Genomic DNA, 21684 nt, shown 5'->3' with positions numbered 1-21684 from the left:
CGGTGGTCAGACCGGGATCGGCGGGCTCCCCGGTGCGAACAGGCCGTTCTGGATCATCCCGAGCAGCGGCGGGCCGTAGGCGATGACGATGAGCAGCAGCGCGATGGCCGTCCAGAGCCGGTAGTTGTCCAGCACCCGCGGGCTGTGTTCGGGGCCGGACAGCGGCTCGGGGATGTCGCTGTTGACCGACAGCTGCCCGCCGCGGTGGGCCAGCCACGTCGCCGCCATCACCCAGAGGAACATCGCCGCGCCGACGAACAGCAGGAGGCCGCCGACGGCGATCTGGAGCCGCATCTCGGCGACCGAGCCCCCGACCGCCCGGAAGGCGAACTCGTCGTAGGTCGGCTCGGCGGTCCGGCGCGGGATGCCCGCCAGGCCGGCGCGGTGCATCGCGTTGGACATCAGCGCCATCCCGACGAACCAGACGTACGGCTGGGCGACCGCCGTCGTCCGCTGGCGCAGGCGCGTCCCCGTCAGCTGTGGCACCAGCCAGTAGCTGATCGCCATCGCCGTCAGCGCGAACGCGGTGCCGACGGTGAGGTGGAAGTGGCCGGGCACCCACAGCGTGTTGTGGATGAGGTAGTTGATGTTCATCCCGGCGTTGATCATCCCCGAGAAGCCGCCGGCGGCGAACATCAGCCCCGCCAGCGCACAGCCGGCGAAGGCGGGGTTCCCCCACGGGAGCGAGCGGAGCCAGCCGAAGTACCCCTCACCGCCGCGCTGGCGGGCCCCGTGTTCCATCGAGGCGACGACCGTGAAGGCCGTCAGCAGCGACGGGAGCAGCAGGAACATCGTGTTCGTCATCGCGATGAACTTGAACCCCTCCGGGATGCCGGGGTCGACGTACTGGTGGTGGAAGCCGACCGGCGTCGACAGGAGCAGGAACAGGACGAACACGACCCGCGCCAGCGGGTCGCTGAGCAGCCGCCCGCCGGCCAGTTTCGGCAGGACGGTGTACCAGACCAGGTACGCCGGCATCAGCCAGAAGTACACCACCGGGTGGCCGAAGTACCAGAACAGCGTCCGGGTCAACAGCGGGTCCACCTCGCTGACGAGCCCCAGCGACCACGGGATGAGGAACGCGACCACCTCGACGGCGACGCCGACGGTGGAGACGTACCACATCAGCATCGTCGTCACGACCATAAAGGTCCGCAGCGGGATGCGGCTGTCGGGGTTGTCCGAGCGCCAGCGCCACAGCGACTTGAAGTAGGCCGCGCCCGCGACCCAGGAGCCGACGATGATCAGCGCCGCCCCGACGTAGAACAGCGGGTGGGCCTTCATCGGCGGGTAGAAGGTGAACAGGACGTCGGCCTTCAGCGCGTGGCCGAGGATCGACGGCGCGCCGATCAGGCCGCCGACGATGGCGACGGCCGCGAGCACCGTCCCGACGAGCATCGTCCAGAACGCGCCCCAGGCGAGTCGCTGAGGCAGTTCCCGCTCCAGGCTGTCGGTCACCGCCCAGGCGAACAGCCCGGCGATGAAGAACGTCGTGAACACCAGCGCCAGCAGGACGCCGTGGCCGGTCAGGATCGTGTAGTAGTCCGCGGAGCTGATGACCCGAAGGACGCCGGTGCGGTGCAGCGCCTGAACGATGCCAAAGAGCGCGCCAAGCGCCAGCGCGACGAACGCGACGAGGAACTGGCTCCGGACGAGCTTCGACGTCTTCGGGAACGCGTCGACGAACACCATCAGTTAGTCACCTCCTCGTAGTCGTACTCGGACTGTGGCACCACCTCGATGGAGCCGCCCATCGTGTGGTGGGCCGCGCCGCAGTACTCGTGACAGACCAGCCCGTAGGTGCCGGGCTCGTCGAACCGCGTGGTCAACTCGGCGACCTGGCCGGGGATGACCATCGTGTTGATGTTCGTACCCGCGACGGAGAAGCCGTGCATCACGTCCGCGCTCGTCACGCGGAAGGTCACGCGCGTGTCCGCCGGGATGCGGATCGGGTCGTCCCCGCTCCCGGGGACGAACTGGAACTGCCGGGCGACGACGTAGACGACGTAGTGGTCCTCGCTCTGCCGGACCACGCCGGGGTCGTCGAAGCCGGTCCCCGTCTCGCCGTTCGCGACCGCCTGTGCGTCGATGGTGCCGCCCGAGTCGTCGACCATCGCGACGCCGACGCCGACCGTGCCGTACGCGATCGTCGCGATGAAGCCCACGATGAGCAGGAGCGCTGCGCCGAGCCAGACCTTCTCGAACCTGTGAACGTGCATAGCAGTGTCACCCCATCACCGAGACGCGGCCGAGGAACTCCACGAAGTACATGAACACCCACAGCAGGGCGACGAGGACGAAGTAGAACGCCACCAGCGCCGCCGTCCCGTAGGGGTCGTACTCCTCGTGATCCAGTTCGACCGCGGTGTCCGTCTCGGCCGCCTCGGTGACGGCGGTCGGTTCGCCCGTCCGCGCCGGCGCGGTCGAGCGCCGGTAGCGGAGCGCCACGGCCCCGATCAGCGGGGCGAAGAAGGCCAGCAGTACCGAGCCGTTGAGGAGCCACATCGGCCCCGAGGGCTGGGCGCGGCCACCGCCGCCACCGCCCTGGTCGCCGGAGCCGCCCCCGACGACGACGGCCCCCTTCATCCCGAGGGACTCGTGAGGGGTACAGTAGTACTCGTAGATCCCCGGCTCCTCGAAGGTGTAGCTGTAGGTCGTCCCGGCCTCCGAGACCGGCGACCCCGAGTCCAGCGGTCCGTCGCCCTCGGAGACGACGTTGTGACCGCCGCCCTCGCCGGTCCACGTCCAGACCACCTCCGTCCCGGGGGAGACGCGGACCGCGGCGGGCGAGTAGGCGAACGCGCCGTTGTTGCCCTGCGCGCCGACGGCGACCTCGACGGAGTCCTGGCCGGTCCGGTCGACGGTGCCGTCGAAGTTCGAGACGCCGTCGAACCAGCCGCCGTAGTCGGGGTTCGCGGGCGGTCCCTGCCGACCGCTGCCGCCGCCCGAGCCGCCGGGCCTGACGACGACGGCCCCCTTCATCCCGAGGGACTCGTGGGGGGTACAGACGTACTTGTAGATCCCCTCGCTCTCGAAGGTGTGGCTGTACGTGGTGTCGGCCTCCGAGACCGGCGACCCCGAGTCCAGCGGTCCGTCGCCCTCGGAGACGACGTTGTGACCGCCGCCCTCGCCGGTCCACGTCCAGACCACCTCCGTCCCGGGAGAGACCATCACCGCCGCCGGCGAGAAGGCGAACGCGCCGTTGTTGCCCTGTGCCCCGACGGTGATCTCGACCGTGTCCTGACCGCGCCTGTCGACGGTGCCGTCGTAGTTCGAGACGTTCTCGAACCAGCCGCCGTAGTCGGGTTCGGACTGTGCCGTGGCCGTGCCGACCGCGCCCAGCGCCGCGGTGCCGACGGCGCTCCGGACGAACTGTCGCCGTCCGAGCGTCATCGCCGGCCCCCCGGTCCGGTCGCCGCACGCCTCCGTCTGTCAGTGCCTCCGCGCTTCATACGGAGTCGAGGCACGCTGACACGCTTAAATGGAGCCCGGCGTTCCAACGAGTCTGGAACGCCCCCGCGGCTTTTTATCGGCTGGGGCGCGAACGCCCGGGTATGGCACTCCGCGTCAGACTCGTCACCCTGCTGGCCCTGCTCGGGCTGGCACCGGTGGGGTACTACCTGCTGGGCACCGGGCGGACCGTCGTCGCGCTCTCGCTCGTCAGCATCCTCGTCATCTTCGGGAGCCTGTTCCTGATGACCGGGGACGCCGACGCCCACCCGGCCTGAGATGGCCGCCGTCCCAGCGGGCCTGACACCCGGACAGACGGCCGGGCTGGTGGCGTTCGCCAGCCTCGGCCTCGTCGGGAGCGTCCACTGTCTCGGGATGTGTGGTCCGCTGGTGACCACCTACGCCGAGCGACTCGACGACGGCGGCCCGGTCACGACACACGAGATCCGCCAGCAGGCGCTGTTCAACGTCGGGCGGGCGCTGAGCTACACGCTGCTGGGCGCGCTGTTCGGTGCGGCCGGGGGGTTGCTGTACGACGCCGCCGGCCTCGCACGCCTCGGGTCGGCGGTCCGCGGCGTCACCGGCGTCGCCGTCGGCGTGTTCATCCTCGCGGTCGGCGTCGGTTACCTCACGCGGGGCAACGCCGTCGACGTTGCGGGCTCGCTCCCGCTCGTCGGCGGCCTGTTCCGGCGGGTCTCCGGCGCGATGGTCGCCCGCATCGACGGCCTCGTCGACGGCCCGGGGATGGTCGCGCTGGGCGCGATGCACGGCCTGCTGCCGTGTCCGCTGCTGTACCCGACCTTCCTCTACGCCTTCGCGACGGGATCGGCGCTGACCGGCGCGCTGTCGCTTTCGGCGCTCGGGGCCGGCACCATCCCGCTGGTGTTCGCCTACGGGACCGCGTTCGGGAGCCTCTCGCCGAGCCGCCGCGAGTCGCTGCACCGGGTGCTGGGAGTCGTCTTCCTCGCGCTCGCGCTCGTCCCGCTGTCGAACGGCCTGGCGGTGTTCGGGATCGTGGTCCCGAAGCCGCCGCTCCCGATGCCCTGGACCTGAGATGACCGACTGCACGCTCTGTGGCCTCCCGACCGAGTCGCCGGTCGCCGACGCGGACGTCGAGGGGTCGTTCTGCTGTCGGGGCTGTCTGGAGGTCGCCCGGACGCTGGACGATCCCGCCGGGGCGGACGCCGGCGCGGCCGAGACCGGCCCCGACCCCGACGAGGCCGACGGCGAGACCGCCTTCCTCGCCGTCGAGGGTATGCACTGCGCGACCTGCGAGGCGTTCCTCGAGGCCCGCGCGACCGACCACGAGGGGGTCACGGGGGCGGCCGCCAGCTACGCCACCGGGACGATGCGGGTCACGTACGACCCCGAGCGGGTCGACGCGGCGGCGCTGCCCGACCTGGTCTCGGGGACCGGCTACGACGCCGCCCGCCGGGACGCCGGCGGGGCCGACGACCACGAGCGGACCGGCCGGCTGCTGGTCGGCGGCTTCTTCGGGATGATGACGATGCTGTGGTACGTCCTCTTCCTCTACCCCGCGTACGTCGGCCTGGGCCCCGCGTTCCGGCTGGTCGACCTCGGAGGCCCGGCCGGCAGCTACCTCCTCTGGAACGTCGCCGTGATGACCGGCGTCGTCGTCGGCTACACCGGCTGGCCGCTGCTGCGCGGCGCGGCCGTCAGCCTCCGTGCCCGGCGGCCGAATATGGACCTGCTGGTGGCGCTGGCGGCGACGACCGCCTTCGGCTACAGCGTGCTGGCGCTCCTGCTGGGCGAGACCGAGGTGTACTTCGACGTGGCGACGGTCGTCGTGCTGGCGGTCTCCGTCGGCGACTACTACCGCGAGCGGGTCCGCCGGGCCGCCGCGGGCCGGCTGACAGACCTCACCGAGCAGCGGGCCGACGCGGCCCGCCGGCGGACCGCCGACGGCACGGAGACCGTCCCGCTCGACGATCTGACCCCCGGCGACGAGGTGGTCGTCCGGAGCGGCGAACGGGTCCCCGTGGACGGCACCGTCGCCGAGGGGACCGCCGCCGTCGACGAGTCGCTGGTCACCGGCGAGTCCCGCCCGGTGCGGACGGCCGAGGGCGACGCGGTCGTCGGCGGCTCGCTGGTCAGGGAGGGCGGGCTGGTCGTCGCCGTCGGCGACGACGCCGAGAGCACCGTCGACCGGCTGACCGAGCTGCTGTGGCGCGTCCAGAGCGACCGCGGCGGCGTCGGGCGGCTCGTCGACCGGATCGCGGCCGTCTTCGTCCCGGTCGTCGTCGTCCTGGCCGCGCTGGCCTTCCTCGCGCACCTCGCGGCCGGCGCGGCTCCGACCGACGCCCTGCTGACCGGGCTGGCGGTGCTCGTGGTCTCCTGTCCCTGCGCGCTGGGGCTGGCGACGCCGCTTGCGACGGCCGCCGGCGTCCGGGCGGCCCTGAAGCAGGGCGTCGTCGTCACCGACGCGTCGGCCTTCGAGACGGCCGCCGACGTCGACGTGGTCGCCGTCGACAAGACCGGGACGCTCACCACCGGCGAGATGGCGCTGCGCGAGCGGGCCGGCGAGGCGGCGATGCGCCGAGCCGCGGCCGTCGAGCAGTTCGCCGACCACCCGCTGGCCGACGCCGTCACCGGGGCCACGCCCCCGCCGGACGCCGCCGTCGACGGCTTCGAGACCCACCCCGGCCGCGGCGTCAGCGCGACCGTCGACGGCGAGCGGGTCGTCGTCGGGACGCCCGCGCTGCTGGCCGACCGGGGAATGACAGTGCCGGACGACCTGCTGGCCCGCTACGAACGGGCGGACGCGGCCGGCGACGTGCCGGCGCTGGTCGGCTGGGACGGGCGCGCCCGGGACTTGCTGGTCGGCGGCGACGAGCCACGCGAGTCCTGGGCCGGGGTCGTGACCGACCTCTCGCGGGACCGCGAGGTCGTCGTCCTGACCGGGGACAGCCACGCGGCGGCCGCGCGGTTCCGCGAGCACGACGCCGTCGACGAGGTGTTCGCCGGCGTCCCGCCCGAGGCCAAGGCCGAGGTGGTCGAGCGCCTGCGGGCCCGCGGGACGGTCGCGATGGTCGGGGACGGTACCAACGACGCACCGGCGCTCGGCACCGCCGACCTGGGGATCTCGCTGGCCGGCGGGACCGCGCTGGCCGCCGAGGCCGCCGACGCCGTCGTGATCGCCGGCGACCTCCGTGCAGTCCCGCGGGCGTTCGCGATCACGACCGCGGCCCGGCGGCGCATCCGGCAGAACCTCGCGTGGGCGTTCTGCTACAACGCCGTCGCGCTCCCGCTGGCCCTGCTTGGCCTGCTGAACCCCCTGTTCGCCGCGCTGGCGATGACCGCCAGCAGCCTGCTGGTCGTCGGCAACTCCGCGCGCCCGCTCGGGGACGGGGCGAGTGGCAGCGACGACGCGACCCCGGGCGCGACGGCGGCACCGTCGCCCTCGGGGAGCGACTGACGGCGGCCGGGGAGGGCTGTGAAGGCACGGGCGGAAACGCCACGGAACGGGCCGGCCGTGGCCGGTCCCTTTTGTAGCTGCCACGCCTACGAGTGGCCGATGACCGAGACCGAGACAGCGACGTTCGCCGGCGGCTGCTTCTGGTGCACGGAGGCGGTCTTCGAGGAGGTCGACGGCGTCGTCGGCGTCACCTCCGGCTACGCCGGCGGCCACGTCGCGGACCCCAGCTACGAGGCGGTCTGCCGCGAGGAGACCGGCCACGCCGAGTGCGTCCAGATCGAGTACGACCCCGACGTCGTGAGCTACGAGGACCTGCTGGCGGTCCACTTCACGACCCACGACCCCACCACGCTGAACCGCCAGGGCAACGACGTGGGCACGCAGTACCGCTCCGCGGTGTTCTACCACGACGACGAGCAACGCGAGACCGTCGAGCGGTTCATCGAGGAGGTCCAGCCCGGCTACGACGACGACATCGTCACCGAGGTCGAACCCCTGGAGACGTTCTACCCGGCCGAGGAGTACCACCAGGACTACTTCGAGAAGAACTCCAACCAGGCGTACTGCTCGATGACGATCCCGCCCAAGCTGGACAAGCTGCGGGAGAAACACGCGGAGCTGCTCGGATGAGCTTCGAGTACACGACGACGGTCGACCTGCGCTACGACGACCTCGACACCTACGGCCACGTCAACAACGTCCGCTACGGCACCTACCTCGAGGAGGCCCGCATCGACTACCTCGCGGACGTGGTCGGCCGCGGCGACAGCGACTTCCTCTCGGCGACCGGCGACGGGACCGGCATCGTCATCGCGAACCTCGAACTCGACTACGAGCGGCCGGTCCGGTCGGCCGACAGCGTCGCCGTCGGCGTCCGGGTCCCCCGCCTGGGCACCAAGAGCTTCCCGTTCGAGTACGAGGTCCGCGACGGCGACCACGTGGCCGCGACCGCCGAGACGACCGTCGTCACCTACGACCGCGACGCCGGCGCGCCCCGGGCGATCCCCGACGACTGGCGCGAGGCCATCGCGCAGTTCGAGGGGCTGTGACGCTCGCCGACACGCCCGGCGTCCACCACGTCTCGGCCATCGCCGGGGACCCACAGCGGAACGCCGAGTTCTACGTCCGGGCGCTGGGCCTGCGCCCGGTCGTGCGGACGGTCAACTTCGAGGAGCCGTTCACCTACCACCTCTACTACGGGGACGCGGCCGGCGCGCCGGGCTCGGTGCTGACGTTCTTCCCGTACCCCCACGAGGTCGAGGGCCGCGACGGCCGGCCCAGCATCCACGCGGTCGGGCTGGCGGTCCCCGAGGGGTCGCTGTCGTACTGGACCGACCGGCTGGCCGACCACGGGGCCACGGTCGGGACGGTCCGCGAGCGGTTCGGCGAGCGCGTCCTGCCGGCGACCGATCCCGACGGGACCCACCTCGAACTCGTCGCCGACGGCGACCACGGCCGGCCGGTCGGCGGCGGCCCGGTCCCCGAGGAGCGGGCGGTCCGGGGCGTCCGGGGCGTCTCGGTCCGGTCGACGAGCCCGTACGTCACCGCGAGCCTGCTTGACACGTTCGGCTTCGACCTCGTCGCCGAGACCGACGACGCCGTCCGCTACCGGGCCGCTGGTCGCGGGTCGACAGTCGACATCCTGACCGAGGAGACGGAGTACGCCCGCGAGGGGACCGGGTCGATCCACCACGTCGCCTTCAGCGTCGAGAGCGAGGCCGCGCTCCACGAGTGGCGGGACCTGCTGGCCGACCGCGGCTTCGACCCCTCCCGCGTGAAGGACCGCCACTTCTTCCACTCGCTGTACGTCCGGGACCCCGGGGGCATCCTGTTCGAGCTGGCGACGGAGTCGCCGGGGTTCGAGGTCGACCCCGAGGACGACGCGCCCGCCGACGACCTCCGGCTCCCCTCCTCGCTAGAGGCCGACCGCGGGATGATCACCGACCACCTCCCGCCGCTGTCGATACCGGAGTGGTGACGGTGGCAGACGCCGACCCCCACGCCGACGGCGAGATCGTCACCGCCGGCGCGCCGCCCCAGGCCGCCACTGCCGCCGTCGTCGCGCTCCACGGCCGGGGGGACTCGGCGTCGCACTTCCTCAGGCTCGTGGAGGAGTTCCACCACCACGGCGCGATGTACCTCGCGCCCGAGGCCGCCGGGAAGGCGTGGTTCCCCGGGCCAGCCGACGCGCCCGACGCCGACCGGGAGCCGTGGCTGTCGTCGGCGTTCGGGCTGGTCGAGCGCACCGTGGGGATCGCCGCCGACGCCGGCGTCCCGCCCGAGCGGACCGTCCTCCTGGGGTTCTCGCAGGGCGCGAGCCTCGCGGGCGAGTACGTCGTCGGCCGCCCCGCGCGGTACGGTGGCCTGGCGATGCTCGCCGGCGGGCTGCTCGGCCCCGATCCCGCCGCCGTCGAGCGCGATGGGGCGCTCGACGGGACGCCGGCGTTCGTCGCCTGCGGCGCGGCCGACCCCCGCGTCGACGCCGAGCGGATACGGGCGACGGCGACCGCGCTCCGACGGCTGGACGCCGACGTGACCGAGCGAGTGTTCGAGGGGCTGGGCCACGCTATCAACGACGAGGAGATCGCGGCGGTCGACCGGCTCGTCGCGGGTGTGGTCTGAGTTCTCCCGGTCCGTTCCCGCGACGGTGCCGTCCGTCCCGCGCTACCCGAGCAGGTCCCGGAGCGCCCCGTGGGCCGCGTCGCTCCCGGTGACGACGAGCACGTCGCCGGCCTCGATCCGGGTGTCGGCGTCCGGACTCGACAGCGTCGTCTCGTCGCGCTGGACCGCCAGCACGAGGACGCCCGTCGCCGAGCCGAGGTCGCTCTCGCCGAGCGTCCGTCCGGCCACGGGGCTGTCCTCGTCGACCGCGACCCAGCGGAGGCGGGCGTCTCCGGGGACTTCGTCGGCGTCCTCGGGTACCGGCTCGAAGTAGGTCCCGTCGTAGATCTCCGCGAGCTTCCGGGCCTCGCGTGCCGACAGCGAGAACAGCCGCTCGCTGTCGCCGGCCGCGTCCCCGCTCCAGTAGGTCTCCCTGTTCCCGTCGTTGTGGACGAGGACGGTCAGGCGGCCGCCGTCCGGCAGCGAGACGACGTAGCGCCGTCCCACGCCCGGGAGGTCGGTCTCGTGGACGCGCACACCGGAGCGACGGGTGGCGACTACTTCGGCGTTCGTGTCGATTACTCGTCGGTTCCAGTCCGGTCAGAGCGCGTAGGCCAGCCGCTCGCCCGTCTCCAGCCCGTTCCGCAGGGCGGCGTGGAGGCGGGCCTCGCCGGCGACCCAGTCGCCCACGCAGTACAGCCCGTGGTCGGCCGCGGAGTCGACCGGTCCCTCGGCGACCGCGCCCTCCGGGAGCGCGTAGCGCCAGCCCTGGTGGTCGGTCCAGTCGGGGTCGGTCAGGCGCTCGTCGCCGACCACGTCCGCGGTCAGGGCCGCGAGGTCGGCGACGTTGTCCGCTGCTGGATCGTCGTAGCGCTCGACCGACCACTCGGGGCTCGCCTGCACGATCAGTAGGCTCTCGCCGTCGGGGACGTGGCCGGGCTTGCACTCCTCGCGGGAGATCCACCCCACCTCGTGGTCCTCGTCCGTGTTGACCAGCGCGTAGTAGGGTCGGTCGAGTTCGAACGGGTAGTGCAACACCGCCGTCCAGATAGTGCGGTAGTCGACCGCCGCGGCGGCCCCCGCCAGCGTCTCTCGGATCTCGCGATCCCACGCGGCGTCCCGGAGGAGCGCCGCCGTCTGTGGGGCCGGCGGGTTCAGGACCAGCGCGTCGAAGGGGCCCCACGTCTCCCCGTCGCTGTCGACGAGCGTCCACGTCGCCGCGTCGGCGTCCCGGCGGACGGTCTCGACGCGGGTACGCCGGTGGACCGTCGCGTCGGTCCCGTCGAACAGCCGCTTTGCGAGCTGGGTCAGGCCCGCCTCGTAGCTCCACTTGTGGTCGTCGGCGTCGCGGCCCTCCGAGACCGTCCCGTCGCTGTCGAACGTGTACACCGGGCCCTCGGTGTCGACCAAGCCGTCGGCGTCGAGCGTCTCCCGGACCAGTTCGGTCACCCGCTCGTCCTCGTCTTTCAGGTAGTTCGCGCCGTAGTCGTAGGTGCAGTCCCCGCGCCGGCGGGTGGCCACCCGGCCGCAGACGCCGCCGGACTTCTCCAGGACCGTCACCTCGGCGTCGGGGACCGCACCGTCGACGACGTGGGTCAGCGCCGCCGCGCCCGCGCCCGCACCGACGATACCGACTCGTGACATACCGCAGCGTAGGGATCTGCGCCGGGTGAAGGCATCGCTCGCGGCGACCTACTCGACGGACAGGGACACCTCGGGCATCCCGCCCCCGAGCCCGCCGAAGGCCGTCTCGTACCCCTCGTGGCGCGCGGTCTGTGGCTGGACGGTCGGGCGCAGCGTCAGCTCGTCGCCGGACTCGACGCCGTCGACGACCGCCCCGTAGTGGTACCGCAGGTCGGGGTCGAGCGTCCGGACGAACTCCCCGTCGAACACCGGCTCGCCGTCCCGCGAGAGGGTTCCCGAGAGCGCCATCGAGGGGATCAGCATCCGGTTGTACCGCGTCCGCGCCGAGACGGCGAGGTACTGCCCGTCGGCGTCGATCCCCGCCGGCGGGCTGTCGAGGACGGTCACGAGCAGGTCGGCGTCGTCGCTCCGTGCGGAGCCGAGGACGGTCCCGGGTAGCTCCGACGCCGAGGGGGCGACGGAACCGGGCAGCATCTCCATCGACATCGGGTCGACGGCACCGCGTTCCCCCGCTCGCTCTGTCAGCCGCTCGTAGGATATCTCCTCCGTGGCCGCCTGGCTGTACGCGAGGGGGACGTCGACGCTCGCTGGCTCGGTGAACCGGTCGCGGAACGAGCCGGTCCGGCGGGTCGAGAGCGCGCCGACGCTCAGCCGCACGGTGTAGTCGCCGTCGCCCTCGAGCCCGAAGTTCGCCCCGTAGTGGAACCCCATCGGCTGGGAGAGCATCGGGTAGATGACCTCCTGTGAGACCAGCGAGCCGTCCCGGTAGATCTCGACCGAGAGCCCGGTGTCCGGGATGACCGTCCCCGTCTCCGGGTCCCAGACGCTGGTCATCAGGTGGAGGTCGTCCTCGGCGGCGATGTCGGTCCGCTCGACGGTGTCGCCCGTGACGGTCCAGAACCGGTGGGGGTAGCTGTACATCAGCCCGAAGGCGAAGTCGCCGCCCGTGTTCGTCCCCGCCATCTCCATCCCCTCGACGTGGCTCGGGACGTACACCCCGTCCGGGCGGTCCTCGACGAGCGGCGGGGCGCGCGTCGACTGCGTCTCGAGCCCGCCCAGGCAGCCGGCCAGCGCCAGCGACCCGGCGAGTCCGGCCCCGGTCCGCAGCAGGGTCCGTCGGTCCATATCCGAGGGTCGGTCGCGCCGCAAAAGGGGGTTCTGGTCCGGCTCTCGAAACCCGGCTACGACTCGGGCCGCGGGGTCGGCAGCGAGCGGTGTCGCCGCGGCGGGACGAGGAAGTACCCGCGCCGGCGGACGAAGATGTACTCGAGGATGCCGTTGTTGACCCGCTGGCGGATGGCCGGCGTCACCTCGGTCAGGTCGGTGCCGTTCATCGCCCGGCGGACCTCCTCGAAGGCGGTGATCCGGCGCTGGAGCGACGGGAAGTGGAGGCTCGCCACCTCCTGGTCCGAGCCGATGTCGTCGGTCGACTCGAAGTGCCGGCGCAGCAGCCGGACGTTCCCGTCCGCGTCCCGGTTCGCGCGGGCGGCCTTCTGGGCGTGGCCGACGCGGCCGTGCTCTCGCGCCTCGGCCGCGACGTCGTCGAGGAACCGGTCGACGCCGCTGTCGTCGCCCAGGTTCGAGCCGACCCCCTCGACGAGGCCCTGCTCGGCGTGGCTCGGGCTGAACATCTCTGCGACCCGCTGCTCGTAGGACTGCTCGCCGTACCAGTCCTCGAGGCGCTGGCGGATGTTGGCGATGGCCTTCGTGGTCGACCCCGCGAGCGGCCCGGACTGGACGGTGACGTAGTCCTCGCTGGCCTGGTTCCCCCGGAAGCCGGCCTCGAAGCCCATGAACAGCGGCGAGGCCTCGGGCACCGGCTTCGAGCCCGGGATGCCCGCAGCGTCCTGGTGTTTCGCCGGCAGGCCCGCGCCGACGAAGCCGGTCCGTCGGGAGGCGACCGTCACGGCGTCGGTCAGCGCCGTCTCGACGGCCTCGCCGTTGGCCTCCTCGCGCTCGCCCCGGAGGGCTCGCTCGGCCTCGAGGACGGCGTCGGCGCGGTCGCTCGCGAGGTGGACGACGGCGTCCTGGGTGTCCAGGGTCGGGGACTCGAACGGCGAGAGCGCCCGGGGTTGCGGGAGGTCGACGTTCTCGGGCAGGGGGTCGTCGAACCGGTCGAAGTACGACCGGGAGTAGGCGATCGAGTGGAGCAGTCCCTCGTGGCTCCACTCGTAGGCCCGGTCGAGGACGCCCAGCGCATCGGCCACGGTCGTCCGGGCGTCGGCCGACGGCGGCCCGGACTCGTCGAGGTTCACGTACAGGAGCACCTGGTGACGCGGGAGCTTCGCGTTGCCGTGCTCGTCCCGCCGGACGTAGTCGCCCCAGGCGTGCTGGCGCGCGGGCTTGGCCGACGGGTCGCCGGTCGGCACCGGCTCCGTGCGCTCCAGACAGGCGCTCAGGGCGCTCGCGCTCCCGACGGCCACGGCCGCCTTGAGGAACTGCCGCCGCGGGAGGTCGCTGTCGAGGGAGTCCATGGTTAGCTACAGTCGGTGGTCGAGCCAAACGGGGATTGTGGTTCGGTTCTCGAACGCGCCGCGGTCATCGGTCGTCGCCGTCCTCACCGCCCGGGCGCTCGCCGGCGAGCAGGTCGTCGACCAGCCGCGTGAACCGGTCGACGACCCGGTCCGTCACCGAGGGGTCGACGAGCCGGAGCAGCTCGGCCGTCTCGGCCGGCCGGCACACCACGAGCGTGACGCGGTTGCCCGCGTCGCGGTCCTTCGCGACGAGGTCCTGCTCGACGAGGTGGTCGAGGTGCCACTCCAGGGTGCTCCGGGCGATGTCCAGGTCCGCGGCCACTGCGCTCGGCTCGCTCGGTCCCTCCGAGAGCAGGTGGACGAGGACGTCCCGGGCCGTCTCGCGGCGCAGCATCGCGAGCGACCCGCGCTCCCAGGCGTCGTACTCGGGCGGGTAGTAGTGGGTCCGGCCGTACAGCGTCTCCTCGCGGACGTCCTCCGCACGGCGGAGCCGCTTGAGGTGGTACTGCACCTGTCCGGGCGCGAGGTCCAGCGAGCGCACGAGCGCGTTGAAGTGGACCCCCGGATTGGCCGTGACGTACCGGTCGATCCGGGCGCGCTGGTGGCTCACGCGACCACTCCTCGGGGACCCCCGGCCGTCACCGCGGTCGAGTGCGTCGGGGCCACGCGATCGATCATCGACCCCGTCTCGGGGTCGGACACACCTGAGTGTGTCGCCGGCACCGGGCCGTCGCCGGGCGGAACGCCGGCGGAGGCGTGTCGGCTGTCGCATCCACGGCACTGCTTCGAGTCGAGGGCGGCCCCCGTCCCACGGCGATTCGATATAGCGGTATCTGATTTACTGCCGTTCGGGTCCCGACACGCGGAGCTTTTACGATTCGGGCGAGTAACGGCGGCTGATGGTCCAGAACGTGGCGTCCGTGCTGCCGGAACTGGAGGAGGAGGACTTCCACCTCCTCTCCGGCGTCGAGCAGGGGATGCGCTTCTCCGAGTACGTCGACCGCGACAAGCTGACGGAGTTCGCCCGGTTGACCGCAGAGGACGTCGACTACCGCCTGGACCGCTGCGAGGATCGGGGACTGGTCGAGCGCAAGACGATCCAGTACGAGGGGTTCAAGCTCACCTTCGAGGGGTACGACGCGCTCGCCCTGCACACGCTCGTCGAGCGGGGCACGATCGAGGGGTTCGGCGCGCCGCTGGGGGTGGGCAAGGAGAGCGACGTCTACGAGGTCCAGTCCTACAAGCCGATGGCGCTGAAGTACCACCGCGAGGGGTACACCAACTTCCGCGAGGTGATGCGCGAACGGGAGTACACCGCCGACCGCGACCACGTCTCCTGGCTCTACACGGCACGGAAGGCGGCGGAACGCGAGTACGAGGCCCTGGAGACGCTGTATCCCGACGTGTCGGTCCCCCAGCCCGTCGACGCGAACCGCCACGCCATCGTGATGGAGAAGGTCGACGGCGTCGAGCTGTCCCGGACCGGCCTCGAACCCGAGCAGGTCGTCCCCGTCCTCGAACTCGTCCTCGAAGAGATGCAGACGGCCTACCGCGAGGGGTTCGTCCACGCGGACATGAGCGAGTACAACGTCTTCGTCACGCGGGAGGGCGTCGTCGTCTTCGACTGGCCGCAGGCGGTCCCCACCGACCACGAGAACGCGCGCGAGCTGTTGACCCGTGACGTGGAGAACATCGTGGGCTACTTCCAGCGGAAGTACCCCGGCGAGGTGGCCGACGTCGACACGGACGGCGTCGCGGAGCGCGTCGCCGGGGACGACTTCGACTCCGTGGCCCCGTTCCAGGGCTGAGTGGGGTGGGACCGGCACGCGACCGGCGATCGGGCGTGACTCGGTCGCCGCTCGTAAACCACATCTCGCGATATCAAATTCACCCGGGACGACGAGCCGACCGGACAAGCCCGTGGTGGTCGCACCTTTGGAGCGGGTGGTGGACCGTAATACGTACAACGCTGCCAGTCGAGTCGGGTAGCAACGATGGTCACGATCGTGAAGGGATCGGTCCCGGCGGAGGAGTTCGCGCTGTCACGGACGCTTCGTGAGTTCCCGGGGGCGGAGTTCGAGGTCGAACGCATCGTCGACAGCGGGAGCGAGACGGTGATGCCGATGCTGTGGGTCCGCGACGAGTCACCGGAAGAGATCACGCCGGTACTGAAAGACGACCCGACGGTCGACAAGGTGGATCTCGTCGGGAACTTCGACAACGAGTCGCTGTACTGGATGGAGTGGATCAACAAGGTCCAGCTGGTGGTCCAGATGCTGACCAACTCGGAGGCGACGATTCTGAGCGCGTTCGGTCGGGGCGACGCCTGGCAGATCCGGGCGATGTACCCGACCCGGGACCTGTTCTCGAAGACCCATCGGTTCGTCGAAGACAGAGATATGCAGTTCGACATCGAGGCGATCCGGGAGATGGACGGGGAGCCCGCCGGTCGGTACGGGCTGACCGTCGAACAACACGAGGCCCTCGTCGCGGCGGCGAAGGCCGGCTACTACGACGTCCCGCGGGAGACGTCCCTGGAGGAACTGGCCGAGGAGATGGACGTCTCCCACCAGGCGCTCTCCGAGCGGCTCCGGCGGGCCACGGAGGCCCTCGTCGAGGACACCATCCTGGTCGGACAGCTCACGGACTGACACGGCTCTCGGGCGTCGCGGACCCCATCGTGCGCACGTCGTGCCGGAGCGTCCCGGCGGCGTCGAGTCTGAGTCGCCTCCCCGCTTCGGCCGTCAGCGTCTCCGGGCCGGCGAGCTGCGAGGCGAGCGGGTGATACGAGCCGGGATCGAACCCCATCTTCAGGAGGTACCGACACACTTCCGGGGACGCGAGTCCCTCCCGTATCGCGGCGTCGGTGATCTCACGGAGCTCGTCGAACGTCGGGATCGCGATCTCGTCGGCATCGGGGTAGGGGTCCCCGACGGCGAGCGACTCCTCGGCCGTCCGCTCGACCACGGCCGCCATATCGAGGGCGAGGTCGACGGTCTGACTCGGCAGCCCTGTGTCCGGGGCTCGCCACTCCACCGTCGGGAGTGTATCCCGGAGCCGGACGGGGTTGAGCACCGCGTCCTCCGGGCTGAAGTAGTCGGCCACCGTCGACGGGTCGACGCCGCGGTCGGCCGCGACGTCCTGGAACCCCTGGAACGACGCCGCCACGCGGTCGTCCCACTCCGCGACGCTGTCGGTGTACGACCAGAGGTCGCAGTACTCCGCGAACTCCCCGCCGGATCGCTGTCGGTACGCCTGTGCGCGCGAGGACTGTTGCAGACGCTCCCCGAGGTAGTACGGCGAGGAGTTGACGAGCGCCAGCGCCGGGTCAAGCGCCGTCAGGAGGTTCAACTGCCGGACCGGTGCCACCTTCTCGAAGTGGACGTGCGTCCCCGCGCAGTTCTTCGCGCTCGTGATGTGGTCGCCGTATATCCTCTCGAACAGCTCGCCCCGGTCGGACGTGACGGCCGCCGCCGATCCCGTGAGCGGTGTCCCGAGCGGGACGAGGTGCATCCCGGCGTCGTGAGCCGCTCCCAGTGCCGCCCGGAGACGACTCCGCAGGTCGCGTCGCAGGTCGACACCCTGCTCGTGTGGTGCCGTCCGGACCTCCACGAGTGGTTCGATGAACTCCGGTTCGAGCGGTGCGGCCGTCTCCGTGAGCGGCTGGCCGTCACAGAGTCGCCCCTGTTCGTCGACGGTCCAGAACTCCATCTCGATGCCTACCTTCATAGTTGCCCGGGCCAGTCACACCCGGAGTGGCACCGTCTCCCGCGTCGCGGATTGTCGCTTGCCTTGCACGTGCGCTCGCGCGGGAGGGGCTCCGAGACCCCCAGACGGAGATCGGATCCGCGGACACTGAGCGGCCGGGAACCGTTCGATCCGCCGACTTCGAACCGCCGCGACCGGGAGCGACGGTCCGATAGCCGGCACTCGCCACACGGATAAATCAGTATACGCGATAGCGAACCGAGTCGCGTATCCGGTGGAGCTATCGAAGCGGGTCGACCCGACGCTCCGTCTCCGCGTCGGCCGTCCGTGACCGGCCGGTGTCGCCGTGGAGCAGTCCTCGTGAGCGCGCGGAACGTCGGAACCGCGCGTGGCGGGCGTCGCCGATCTCTGTCCGTGCGGAGGGGGGGTCAGACGCGTCCCGCGCGACGATCGCGCTCGGGTCAGGCGACCTCGCCGTCGACCGCGATCTCGCCGGTGATGTCCCGCACGGGGTAGGGCATGTCGATCGTCTCGGCGTCACACCGCTCCTTGACGGCCTGGACGAACTCCGAGCGGGTCTTCACGAAGTCCGACCGCGCGGGTTCGTCGATCCAGAACCGGGTCTGGAGCCCGACGTAGGAGTCGGCCAGTTCCGTCACGCGGATGGAGGTCTCGGGGTCGTCGAGGATGCCGTCGTTCTTGGCGGCCTCGTCGAGGATGACCTCCTTGGCGTGGTCGATGTCGTCGTCGTAGCCGATGCCGAAGACGAACTTCTGACGGAGTTTCTCGTACGCCACGGGGTTGGTGACCGCGTTGTTGGCGAGGGTCCCGTTGGGGACGGTGATGCGCTCGTTGTCGAAGGTCCTGATCCGGGAGACCCGGAGGTCGATGTCCTCGACGGTCCCGGTGATGTCGCCGACCTCGATCCAGTCGCCGACCTCGAAGGGCTCGTCTTTGAGGATGAACACGCCGGCCACGAAGTTCCCCAACAGGTCCTGTGCGGCGAACCCGACGGCCAGCGCGACCGCGCTGGCGAAGACGCCAAGCGCCGCGATGACGCTCCCGAAGCCGGCGACGGTGAACGCGACGGCCAGCGCCAGCACCCAGATCACCGGTCCGAGCAGACTGCTCGCGAGGCTCTTGACCGACGCGTCGTGGCCCCCTCGGTCGAGGACCTGCATCACCACCGGTCGGACGACGATCCGACCGATCACGAGGACGGCGATCAGTCCGACGACGAAGGCCACGGCCTTGCCGACGAGCGCACCGTACTGTGCCAGCAGCTCGGTCAGGGATCCGGGGATCGGATCGGGTTGTTGCAGCAGAACCGTTGTGGGAATCTGCATAGCACCGTCTTGGAGCGTATCCCGTTTCAACCTACCGACTAGTTCAGCGTCGAAGTCCGAATATACCGCTGCTAAGCTTTCTTTACGGCCGATGAGTGGTAGGGCCGGTCAGTCAGCGGCCTGACCTTCCATCTCCGCGGGGTTGTCCATCCCCTCCTTGACGCCGACGTGGACCAGGGCGACGTTGACCGGGTACGCGGCGAGGAATCCGAGCGAGAGCGAGAATATCAGTCCCGACCAGAACAGCACGTCCGTGATGGCCGCCTCGGCGGCCAGCAGGAGGTCCGTGCCGATGGCGACGATCTCCATCACGGTGATCGAAGGCGTCTCGCTGTACAGCGCGTCGACGACGGCCTCCCGGAGGCCGACGCCCTCCTGTACGAGCGGGCCGACCGTCAGCGAGAAGCCGAAGAGGTACGCGAACCCGAAGGTGGCCGCCGCGACCCAGCCGACCGCGAGCCCGAGGATCCCCTGTGCGAGGACGATCCCGACCACCTCCCCGGCCCCACAGCCGGAGTAGCAGTGGGCCGTCGAGCGGAGCCCGCGACGCCAGACCGAGTCGTGGTCGATCTGGGTCCGGCCCGCGACCCAGTAGATCCCCAGCCCGAACGGGCCGGAGTAGAGGACGACGAGCGTCCAGACGCCCTTCATCAGCGACGGGAGCGCCTGGTTCCGTGCGCGGATGTCCCACCAGAGGACGGCGAGGGCGGCGACGACGACGACCGCCCAGGCGGCGATGACCCGCGGGTCCGAGAGCACGGGCTGGAGCAGGTCGCGGGCTGGCGCTGCGAGCTGTTCGAGTCGGCCGACGAGTCCCTGCATCACTGTCTCGGGGGTGACGGGCCAGCGATTTAGGTGTGATCCCGGCGAGTGCAAAAGCGGGTGCGGCGAGGGGGCGAGCAGTCCTCAGGCGCTGGCGTTGCGCTCGGCGGTGGCGGTCCGGTCGACGGCGTCCCGGCCCGCGGCGGCCTCCAGCAGCTCCCGGTAGCGGTCGCGGATCGTGACCGTGCTCACGTCGGTCGCGTCGCCGACCTCCTGTTGGGTGTACTCCTCGTTGACCAGCAGGCCGGCGGCGTAGATGGCCGCCGCGGCGAGGCCGACGGGGCTCTTGCCGCTGTGGACGTTCTCCTCCTTGCCCGTCTCGATGAGGTCGCGGGCGCGGCGGGCGAGCTCGTCGCTGGCGTCGAGCTCGGAGACGAACTTCGTGAGGTAGTCGACGGGGTCCGGCGGGCCGATCTCCAGCGAGAGCTCGCGGTTGATGTACCGGTAGCCGCGGGTGAACTCCTGCTCGTCGACCCGCGAGACCATCACCATCTCGTCGATGGTCTGGGGGAGGTTCGCCTGGCGGATGGCGGCGTACAGCGACGCGGTGGCGATGGCCTCGATGGAGCGGCCGGGCAGCAGCCCCTCGTCGAGCGCCCGGCGGTAGACGACGCTGGCCGTCTCGCGGACGTTCTCCGGGACGCCCAGCGCCGACCCCATCCGGTCGATCTCGCCCAGCGCCTGCTTGAGGTTGCGCTCGCTGTGGTCCCGGGTGCGGAACCGCTCGTTCCAGGTGCGCAGGCGCTGCATCGTCTCGCGCTGGCTGGCCGAGAGGGCGTTGCCGTTGGCGTCCTTGTTCTGCCAGCCGATGTTGGTCGAGAGCCCCTCGTCGTGCATCATCTTCGTGGTCGGAGCCCCGACGCGGGACTTCTGGTCGCGCTCGGCGGAGTCGAAGGCGCGCCACTCCGGGCCGTGGTCGATGGCCCCCTCGTCGACGACCAGCCCGCAGTCCCCACAGACGGTCTCGCCGCGTGCGTCGTCGTGGGTGAGCCGACCGCCGCAGTCGGGACAGACGCGCTCGTCGCCCTGCGTGGCTGTCTCTTCTCCGGTGCGACCGCGCTCCTTGGCGTGGGACGTTCGTGTGTTCATAGATGAGAGGGTTGCGAGCGGTCGGGGGACTGCCCGCGTGTACTCCCTAGGAGGGACGCATCGGGTATCAGGACTGCCTTGGCATATGCCAAATATTTGGGTCGGGCGAGAGAACCGCCAGACTGCGGGGGTGTCGTCTCGACCGCGGTTCGCGGATCGTCGCACCACCGCGGCCCTCCCGGGCCACTCGCTTCGCTCGTACCGTCAGCCTGCTCGCGGCTCGCCACCGTTCGCCGCTGCGCCTTTCGAGGGCCACTCGCTTCGCTCGTGCCCCTCGCTAGTCGTCGGCGACCCGAAGCCGACTCCCCTCGGCGACGGACTCCTCCGCCTCGACGGGACCCATCGAGCGCGTGACGAACGAGCGGACGATCCAGGCCTCGGCCCGCTGGAGCCGGTACTGGAGGGTCGACCGGGAGACGTCCAGCCGGTCGGCGAGGTCGGACAGCGAGACGGCCCGTGGCGTCCGGTAGTAGCCGTGGTCGACGGCCGCCTCGACGGCGGCCTGCTGCTCGGGCGGGAGTTCCGCCAGCGTCACCGCCTCGTCGGTCCAGTAGGAGGGGTCGCCCAGCTGTCGGAACTCGATGGTCAGGCCGGGCCGGAGTTCGTCCTCGAGTTCGCTGAACAGGTCGTCGACGCCGCGGTCGTTGCACAGCAGCAGCCGCCACTCGCAGCGGCTGCCGCGCCGCTCGGTCTCACAGAGGACGCCGTGGCCGACGTGTTCGATCGCCAGCCGCGGGACGGAGTGGCAGTCCCCGGCCTCCGACCGGTAGCTGTAGACGGTCCGCTGGCCCTCGGCCTCGGCGATGACCTCGTAGTACCACTCCGTGTCGCAGTCGTGGAAGCCGATACACTCGGTACACTGGACCGGGTCGTCGAACACCTCGTCCAGCTCCTGGAGTGCCGTCTCGCTGCCGGCGATCCGCTCCAGCCGCCACATCCCGTCCTCGGCGACGTTGCAGGCGATCGTCCGGGAGTGGGTCTCCGGATGGTCCATGAACACGTCCATCAGGGGGTCGACCCCGGGGTCGTAGTCGATCGTGAAGATGAACTCTCGCACGCGTACGCCGTGGTACGACACGAAGCCACATATACTTCCCGTGTGATTCGGCGCACG

22 protein-coding genes are annotated in these 21684 nt (G+C 71.1%); 9 read left to right on the top strand and 13 right to left on the bottom strand.

The window, feature by feature from the left end; genetic code table 11:
- Positions 1-6 precede the first annotated feature (6 nt).
- The 3 genes from P0592_RS10240 to P0592_RS10230 are packed head-to-tail and all read right to left on the bottom strand — an operon-like array spanning position 7 to position 3393.
- A complete protein-coding gene (locus P0592_RS10240; RefSeq protein ID WP_276270791.1) occupies positions 7-1692 on the bottom strand; it encodes a b(o/a)3-type cytochrome-c oxidase subunit 1 in 1686 nt (561 codons plus the stop codon).
- Positions 1692-2219 (bottom strand): cytochrome c oxidase subunit II, encoded by a 528-nt coding sequence (locus P0592_RS10235; protein WP_276270790.1) that lies wholly within the window; start codon positions 2217-2219, stop codon positions 1692-1694. Before P0592_RS10235 ends, P0592_RS10240 begins: the two co-directional genes overlap by 1 nt.
- A 7-nt stretch (positions 2220-2226) precedes the next feature.
- Positions 2227-3393 carry a halocyanin domain-containing protein gene (locus P0592_RS10230; RefSeq protein WP_276270789.1) on the bottom strand — a complete coding sequence of 389 codons (1167 nt, stop codon included), beginning with the start codon at positions 3391-3393 and terminating at the stop codon, positions 2227-2229.
- Between the two features lie 161 nt (positions 3394-3554).
- Here P0592_RS10230 and P0592_RS10225 point away from each other — a divergent pair, with 161 nt between their 5' ends.
- From P0592_RS10225 to P0592_RS10195, 7 genes are all read left to right on the top strand, one after another.
- Positions 3555-3728 carry a DUF8131 family protein gene (locus P0592_RS10225; protein WP_276270788.1) on the top strand — a complete coding sequence of 58 codons (174 nt, stop codon included), beginning with the start codon at positions 3555-3557 and terminating at the stop codon, positions 3726-3728.
- A 1-nt stretch (position 3729) separates the two neighbouring features.
- Positions 3730-4503, top strand: coding sequence for a sulfite exporter TauE/SafE family protein (locus P0592_RS10220; RefSeq protein ID WP_276270787.1), 774 nt, complete (start codon positions 3730-3732; stop codon positions 4501-4503).
- Position 4504: 1 nt separating this feature from the next.
- Entirely contained in the window at positions 4505-6886 is a 2382-nt protein-coding gene (locus P0592_RS10215) for a heavy metal translocating P-type ATPase (RefSeq protein ID WP_276270786.1), read from the top strand.
- A gap of 99 nt (positions 6887-6985) precedes the next feature.
- Positions 6986-7516 carry a peptide-methionine (S)-S-oxide reductase MsrA gene (msrA, locus tag P0592_RS10210; RefSeq protein WP_276270785.1) on the top strand — a complete coding sequence of 177 codons (531 nt, stop codon included), beginning with the start codon at positions 6986-6988 and terminating at the stop codon, positions 7514-7516.
- On the top strand, positions 7513-7935 hold the full coding sequence (locus P0592_RS10205) for an acyl-CoA thioesterase (RefSeq protein ID WP_276270784.1): 423 nt from the start codon (positions 7513-7515) through the stop codon (positions 7933-7935). The genes msrA and P0592_RS10205 overlap by 4 nt, the downstream gene beginning before the upstream one ends.
- Positions 7932-8864, top strand: coding sequence for a VOC family protein (locus P0592_RS10200; protein WP_276270783.1), 933 nt, complete (start codon positions 7932-7934; stop codon positions 8862-8864). The genes P0592_RS10205 and P0592_RS10200 overlap by 4 nt, the downstream gene beginning before the upstream one ends.
- Positions 8865-8866: 2 nt before the next feature.
- Positions 8867-9508: an alpha/beta hydrolase gene (locus tag P0592_RS10195; RefSeq protein ID WP_276270781.1), complete on the top strand. Its 642-nt coding sequence runs from the start codon at positions 8867-8869 to the stop codon at positions 9506-9508.
- Positions 9509-9550: 42 nt separating this feature from the next.
- Here P0592_RS10195 and P0592_RS10190 read toward each other — a convergent pair whose 3' ends face one another.
- From P0592_RS10190 to P0592_RS10170, 5 genes are all read right to left on the bottom strand, one after another.
- Positions 9551-10024 (bottom strand): cation:proton antiporter regulatory subunit, encoded by a 474-nt coding sequence (locus P0592_RS10190; protein ID WP_276270780.1) that lies wholly within the window; start codon positions 10022-10024, stop codon positions 9551-9553.
- Between the two features lie 63 nt (positions 10025-10087).
- Entirely contained in the window at positions 10088-11131 is a 1044-nt protein-coding gene (locus P0592_RS10185) for an NAD(P)/FAD-dependent oxidoreductase (protein WP_276270779.1), read from the bottom strand.
- Between the two features lie 48 nt (positions 11132-11179).
- The gene (locus P0592_RS10180; protein ID WP_276270778.1) at positions 11180-12256 is read right to left on the bottom strand and encodes an iron transporter; all 1077 of its coding nucleotides are present in this window, start codon (positions 12254-12256) and stop codon (positions 11180-11182) included.
- A gap of 56 nt (positions 12257-12312) precedes the next feature.
- Entirely contained in the window at positions 12313-13605 is a 1293-nt protein-coding gene (locus P0592_RS10175) for a DUF7405 family protein (RefSeq protein WP_276270777.1), read from the bottom strand.
- A 64-nt stretch (positions 13606-13669) separates the two neighbouring features.
- Complete coding sequence (locus tag P0592_RS10170) at positions 13670-14215, bottom strand: winged helix-turn-helix transcriptional regulator (RefSeq protein ID WP_276270776.1); 546 nt, start codon at positions 14213-14215, stop codon at positions 13670-13672.
- Between the two features lie 289 nt (positions 14216-14504).
- Between P0592_RS10170 and P0592_RS10165 the strand changes: the two genes are divergently transcribed.
- Both P0592_RS10165 and P0592_RS10160 read left to right on the top strand, forming a co-directional pair.
- Positions 14505-15413 carry a serine/threonine-protein kinase RIO2 gene (locus P0592_RS10165; protein WP_276270775.1) on the top strand — a complete coding sequence of 303 codons (909 nt, stop codon included), beginning with the start codon at positions 14505-14507 and terminating at the stop codon, positions 15411-15413.
- 186 nt (positions 15414-15599) lie between these two features.
- On the top strand, positions 15600-16256 hold the full coding sequence (locus P0592_RS10160; RefSeq protein WP_276270774.1) for a helix-turn-helix domain-containing protein: 657 nt from the start codon (positions 15600-15602) through the stop codon (positions 16254-16256).
- On the opposite strand, the gene P0592_RS10155 is transcribed toward P0592_RS10160, so the two are convergent.
- The 5 genes from P0592_RS10155 to P0592_RS10135 form a co-directional block, all read right to left on the bottom strand.
- Positions 16246-17334, bottom strand: coding sequence for a glutamate-cysteine ligase family protein (locus P0592_RS10155; RefSeq protein ID WP_276270773.1), 1089 nt, complete (start codon positions 17332-17334; stop codon positions 16246-16248). The two genes, P0592_RS10160 and P0592_RS10155, sit on opposite strands and share 11 nt — an antisense overlap.
- Before the next feature lie 440 nt (positions 17335-17774).
- Positions 17775-18659: a mechanosensitive ion channel family protein gene (locus P0592_RS10150; protein ID WP_276270772.1), complete on the bottom strand. Its 885-nt coding sequence runs from the start codon at positions 18657-18659 to the stop codon at positions 17775-17777.
- A gap of 108 nt (positions 18660-18767) precedes the next feature.
- Positions 18768-19481, bottom strand: coding sequence for a DUF4396 domain-containing protein (locus P0592_RS10145; RefSeq protein WP_276270771.1), 714 nt, complete (start codon positions 19479-19481; stop codon positions 18768-18770).
- A gap of 84 nt (positions 19482-19565) precedes the next feature.
- A complete protein-coding gene (locus P0592_RS10140; RefSeq protein ID WP_276270770.1) occupies positions 19566-20570 on the bottom strand; it encodes a transcription initiation factor IIB in 1005 nt (334 codons plus the stop codon).
- 277 nt (positions 20571-20847) lie between these two features.
- Positions 20848-21627, bottom strand: coding sequence for a helix-turn-helix domain-containing protein (locus P0592_RS10135; RefSeq protein ID WP_276270769.1), 780 nt, complete (start codon positions 21625-21627; stop codon positions 20848-20850).
- Positions 21628-21684 lie beyond the last annotated feature (57 nt).

The sequence above is a fragment of the Haloarcula litorea genome, from assembly GCF_029338195.1.
GTDB classification, from domain to species: domain Archaea; phylum Halobacteriota; class Halobacteria; order Halobacteriales; family Haloarculaceae; genus Haloarcula; species Haloarcula litorea.
This window is presented reverse-complemented; position numbering and strand designations above follow the sequence as displayed.

Coding starts and splice junctions, on each gene's coding strand:
- P0592_RS10240 (WP_276270791.1), bottom strand. CDS start 1,692: ATGGTGTTCGTCGACGCGTTCCCGAAGACGTCGAAGCTCGTCCGGAGC.
- P0592_RS10235 (WP_276270790.1), bottom strand. CDS start 2,219: ATGCACGTTCACAGGTTCGAGAAGGTCTGGCTCGGCGCAGCGCTCCTG.
- P0592_RS10230 (WP_276270789.1), bottom strand. CDS start 3,393: ATGACGCTCGGACGGCGACAGTTCGTCCGGAGCGCCGTCGGCACCGCG.
- P0592_RS10225 (WP_276270788.1), top strand. CDS start 3,555: ATGGCACTCCGCGTCAGACTCGTCACCCTGCTGGCCCTGCTCGGGCTG.
- P0592_RS10220 (WP_276270787.1), top strand. CDS start 3,730: ATGGCCGCCGTCCCAGCGGGCCTGACACCCGGACAGACGGCCGGGCTG.
- P0592_RS10215 (WP_276270786.1), top strand. CDS start 4,505: ATGACCGACTGCACGCTCTGTGGCCTCCCGACCGAGTCGCCGGTCGCC.
- msrA (WP_276270785.1), top strand. CDS start 6,986: ATGACCGAGACCGAGACAGCGACGTTCGCCGGCGGCTGCTTCTGGTGC.
- P0592_RS10205 (WP_276270784.1), top strand. CDS start 7,513: ATGAGCTTCGAGTACACGACGACGGTCGACCTGCGCTACGACGACCTC.
- P0592_RS10185 (WP_276270779.1), bottom strand. CDS start 11,131: ATGTCACGAGTCGGTATCGTCGGTGCGGGCGCGGGCGCGGCGGCGCTG.
- P0592_RS10180 (WP_276270778.1), bottom strand. CDS start 12,256: ATGGACCGACGGACCCTGCTGCGGACCGGGGCCGGACTCGCCGGGTCG.
- P0592_RS10175 (WP_276270777.1), bottom strand. CDS start 13,605: ATGGACTCCCTCGACAGCGACCTCCCGCGGCGGCAGTTCCTCAAGGCG.
- P0592_RS10165 (WP_276270775.1), top strand. CDS start 14,505: ATGGTCCAGAACGTGGCGTCCGTGCTGCCGGAACTGGAGGAGGAGGAC.
- P0592_RS10160 (WP_276270774.1), top strand. CDS start 15,600: ATGGTCACGATCGTGAAGGGATCGGTCCCGGCGGAGGAGTTCGCGCTG.
- P0592_RS10155 (WP_276270773.1), bottom strand. CDS start 17,334: ATGAAGGTAGGCATCGAGATGGAGTTCTGGACCGTCGACGAACAGGGG.
- P0592_RS10150 (WP_276270772.1), bottom strand. CDS start 18,659: ATGCAGATTCCCACAACGGTTCTGCTGCAACAACCCGATCCGATCCCC.
- P0592_RS10145 (WP_276270771.1), bottom strand. CDS start 19,481: ATGCAGGGACTCGTCGGCCGACTCGAACAGCTCGCAGCGCCAGCCCGC.
- P0592_RS10140 (WP_276270770.1), bottom strand. CDS start 20,570: ATGAACACACGAACGTCCCACGCCAAGGAGCGCGGTCGCACCGGAGAA.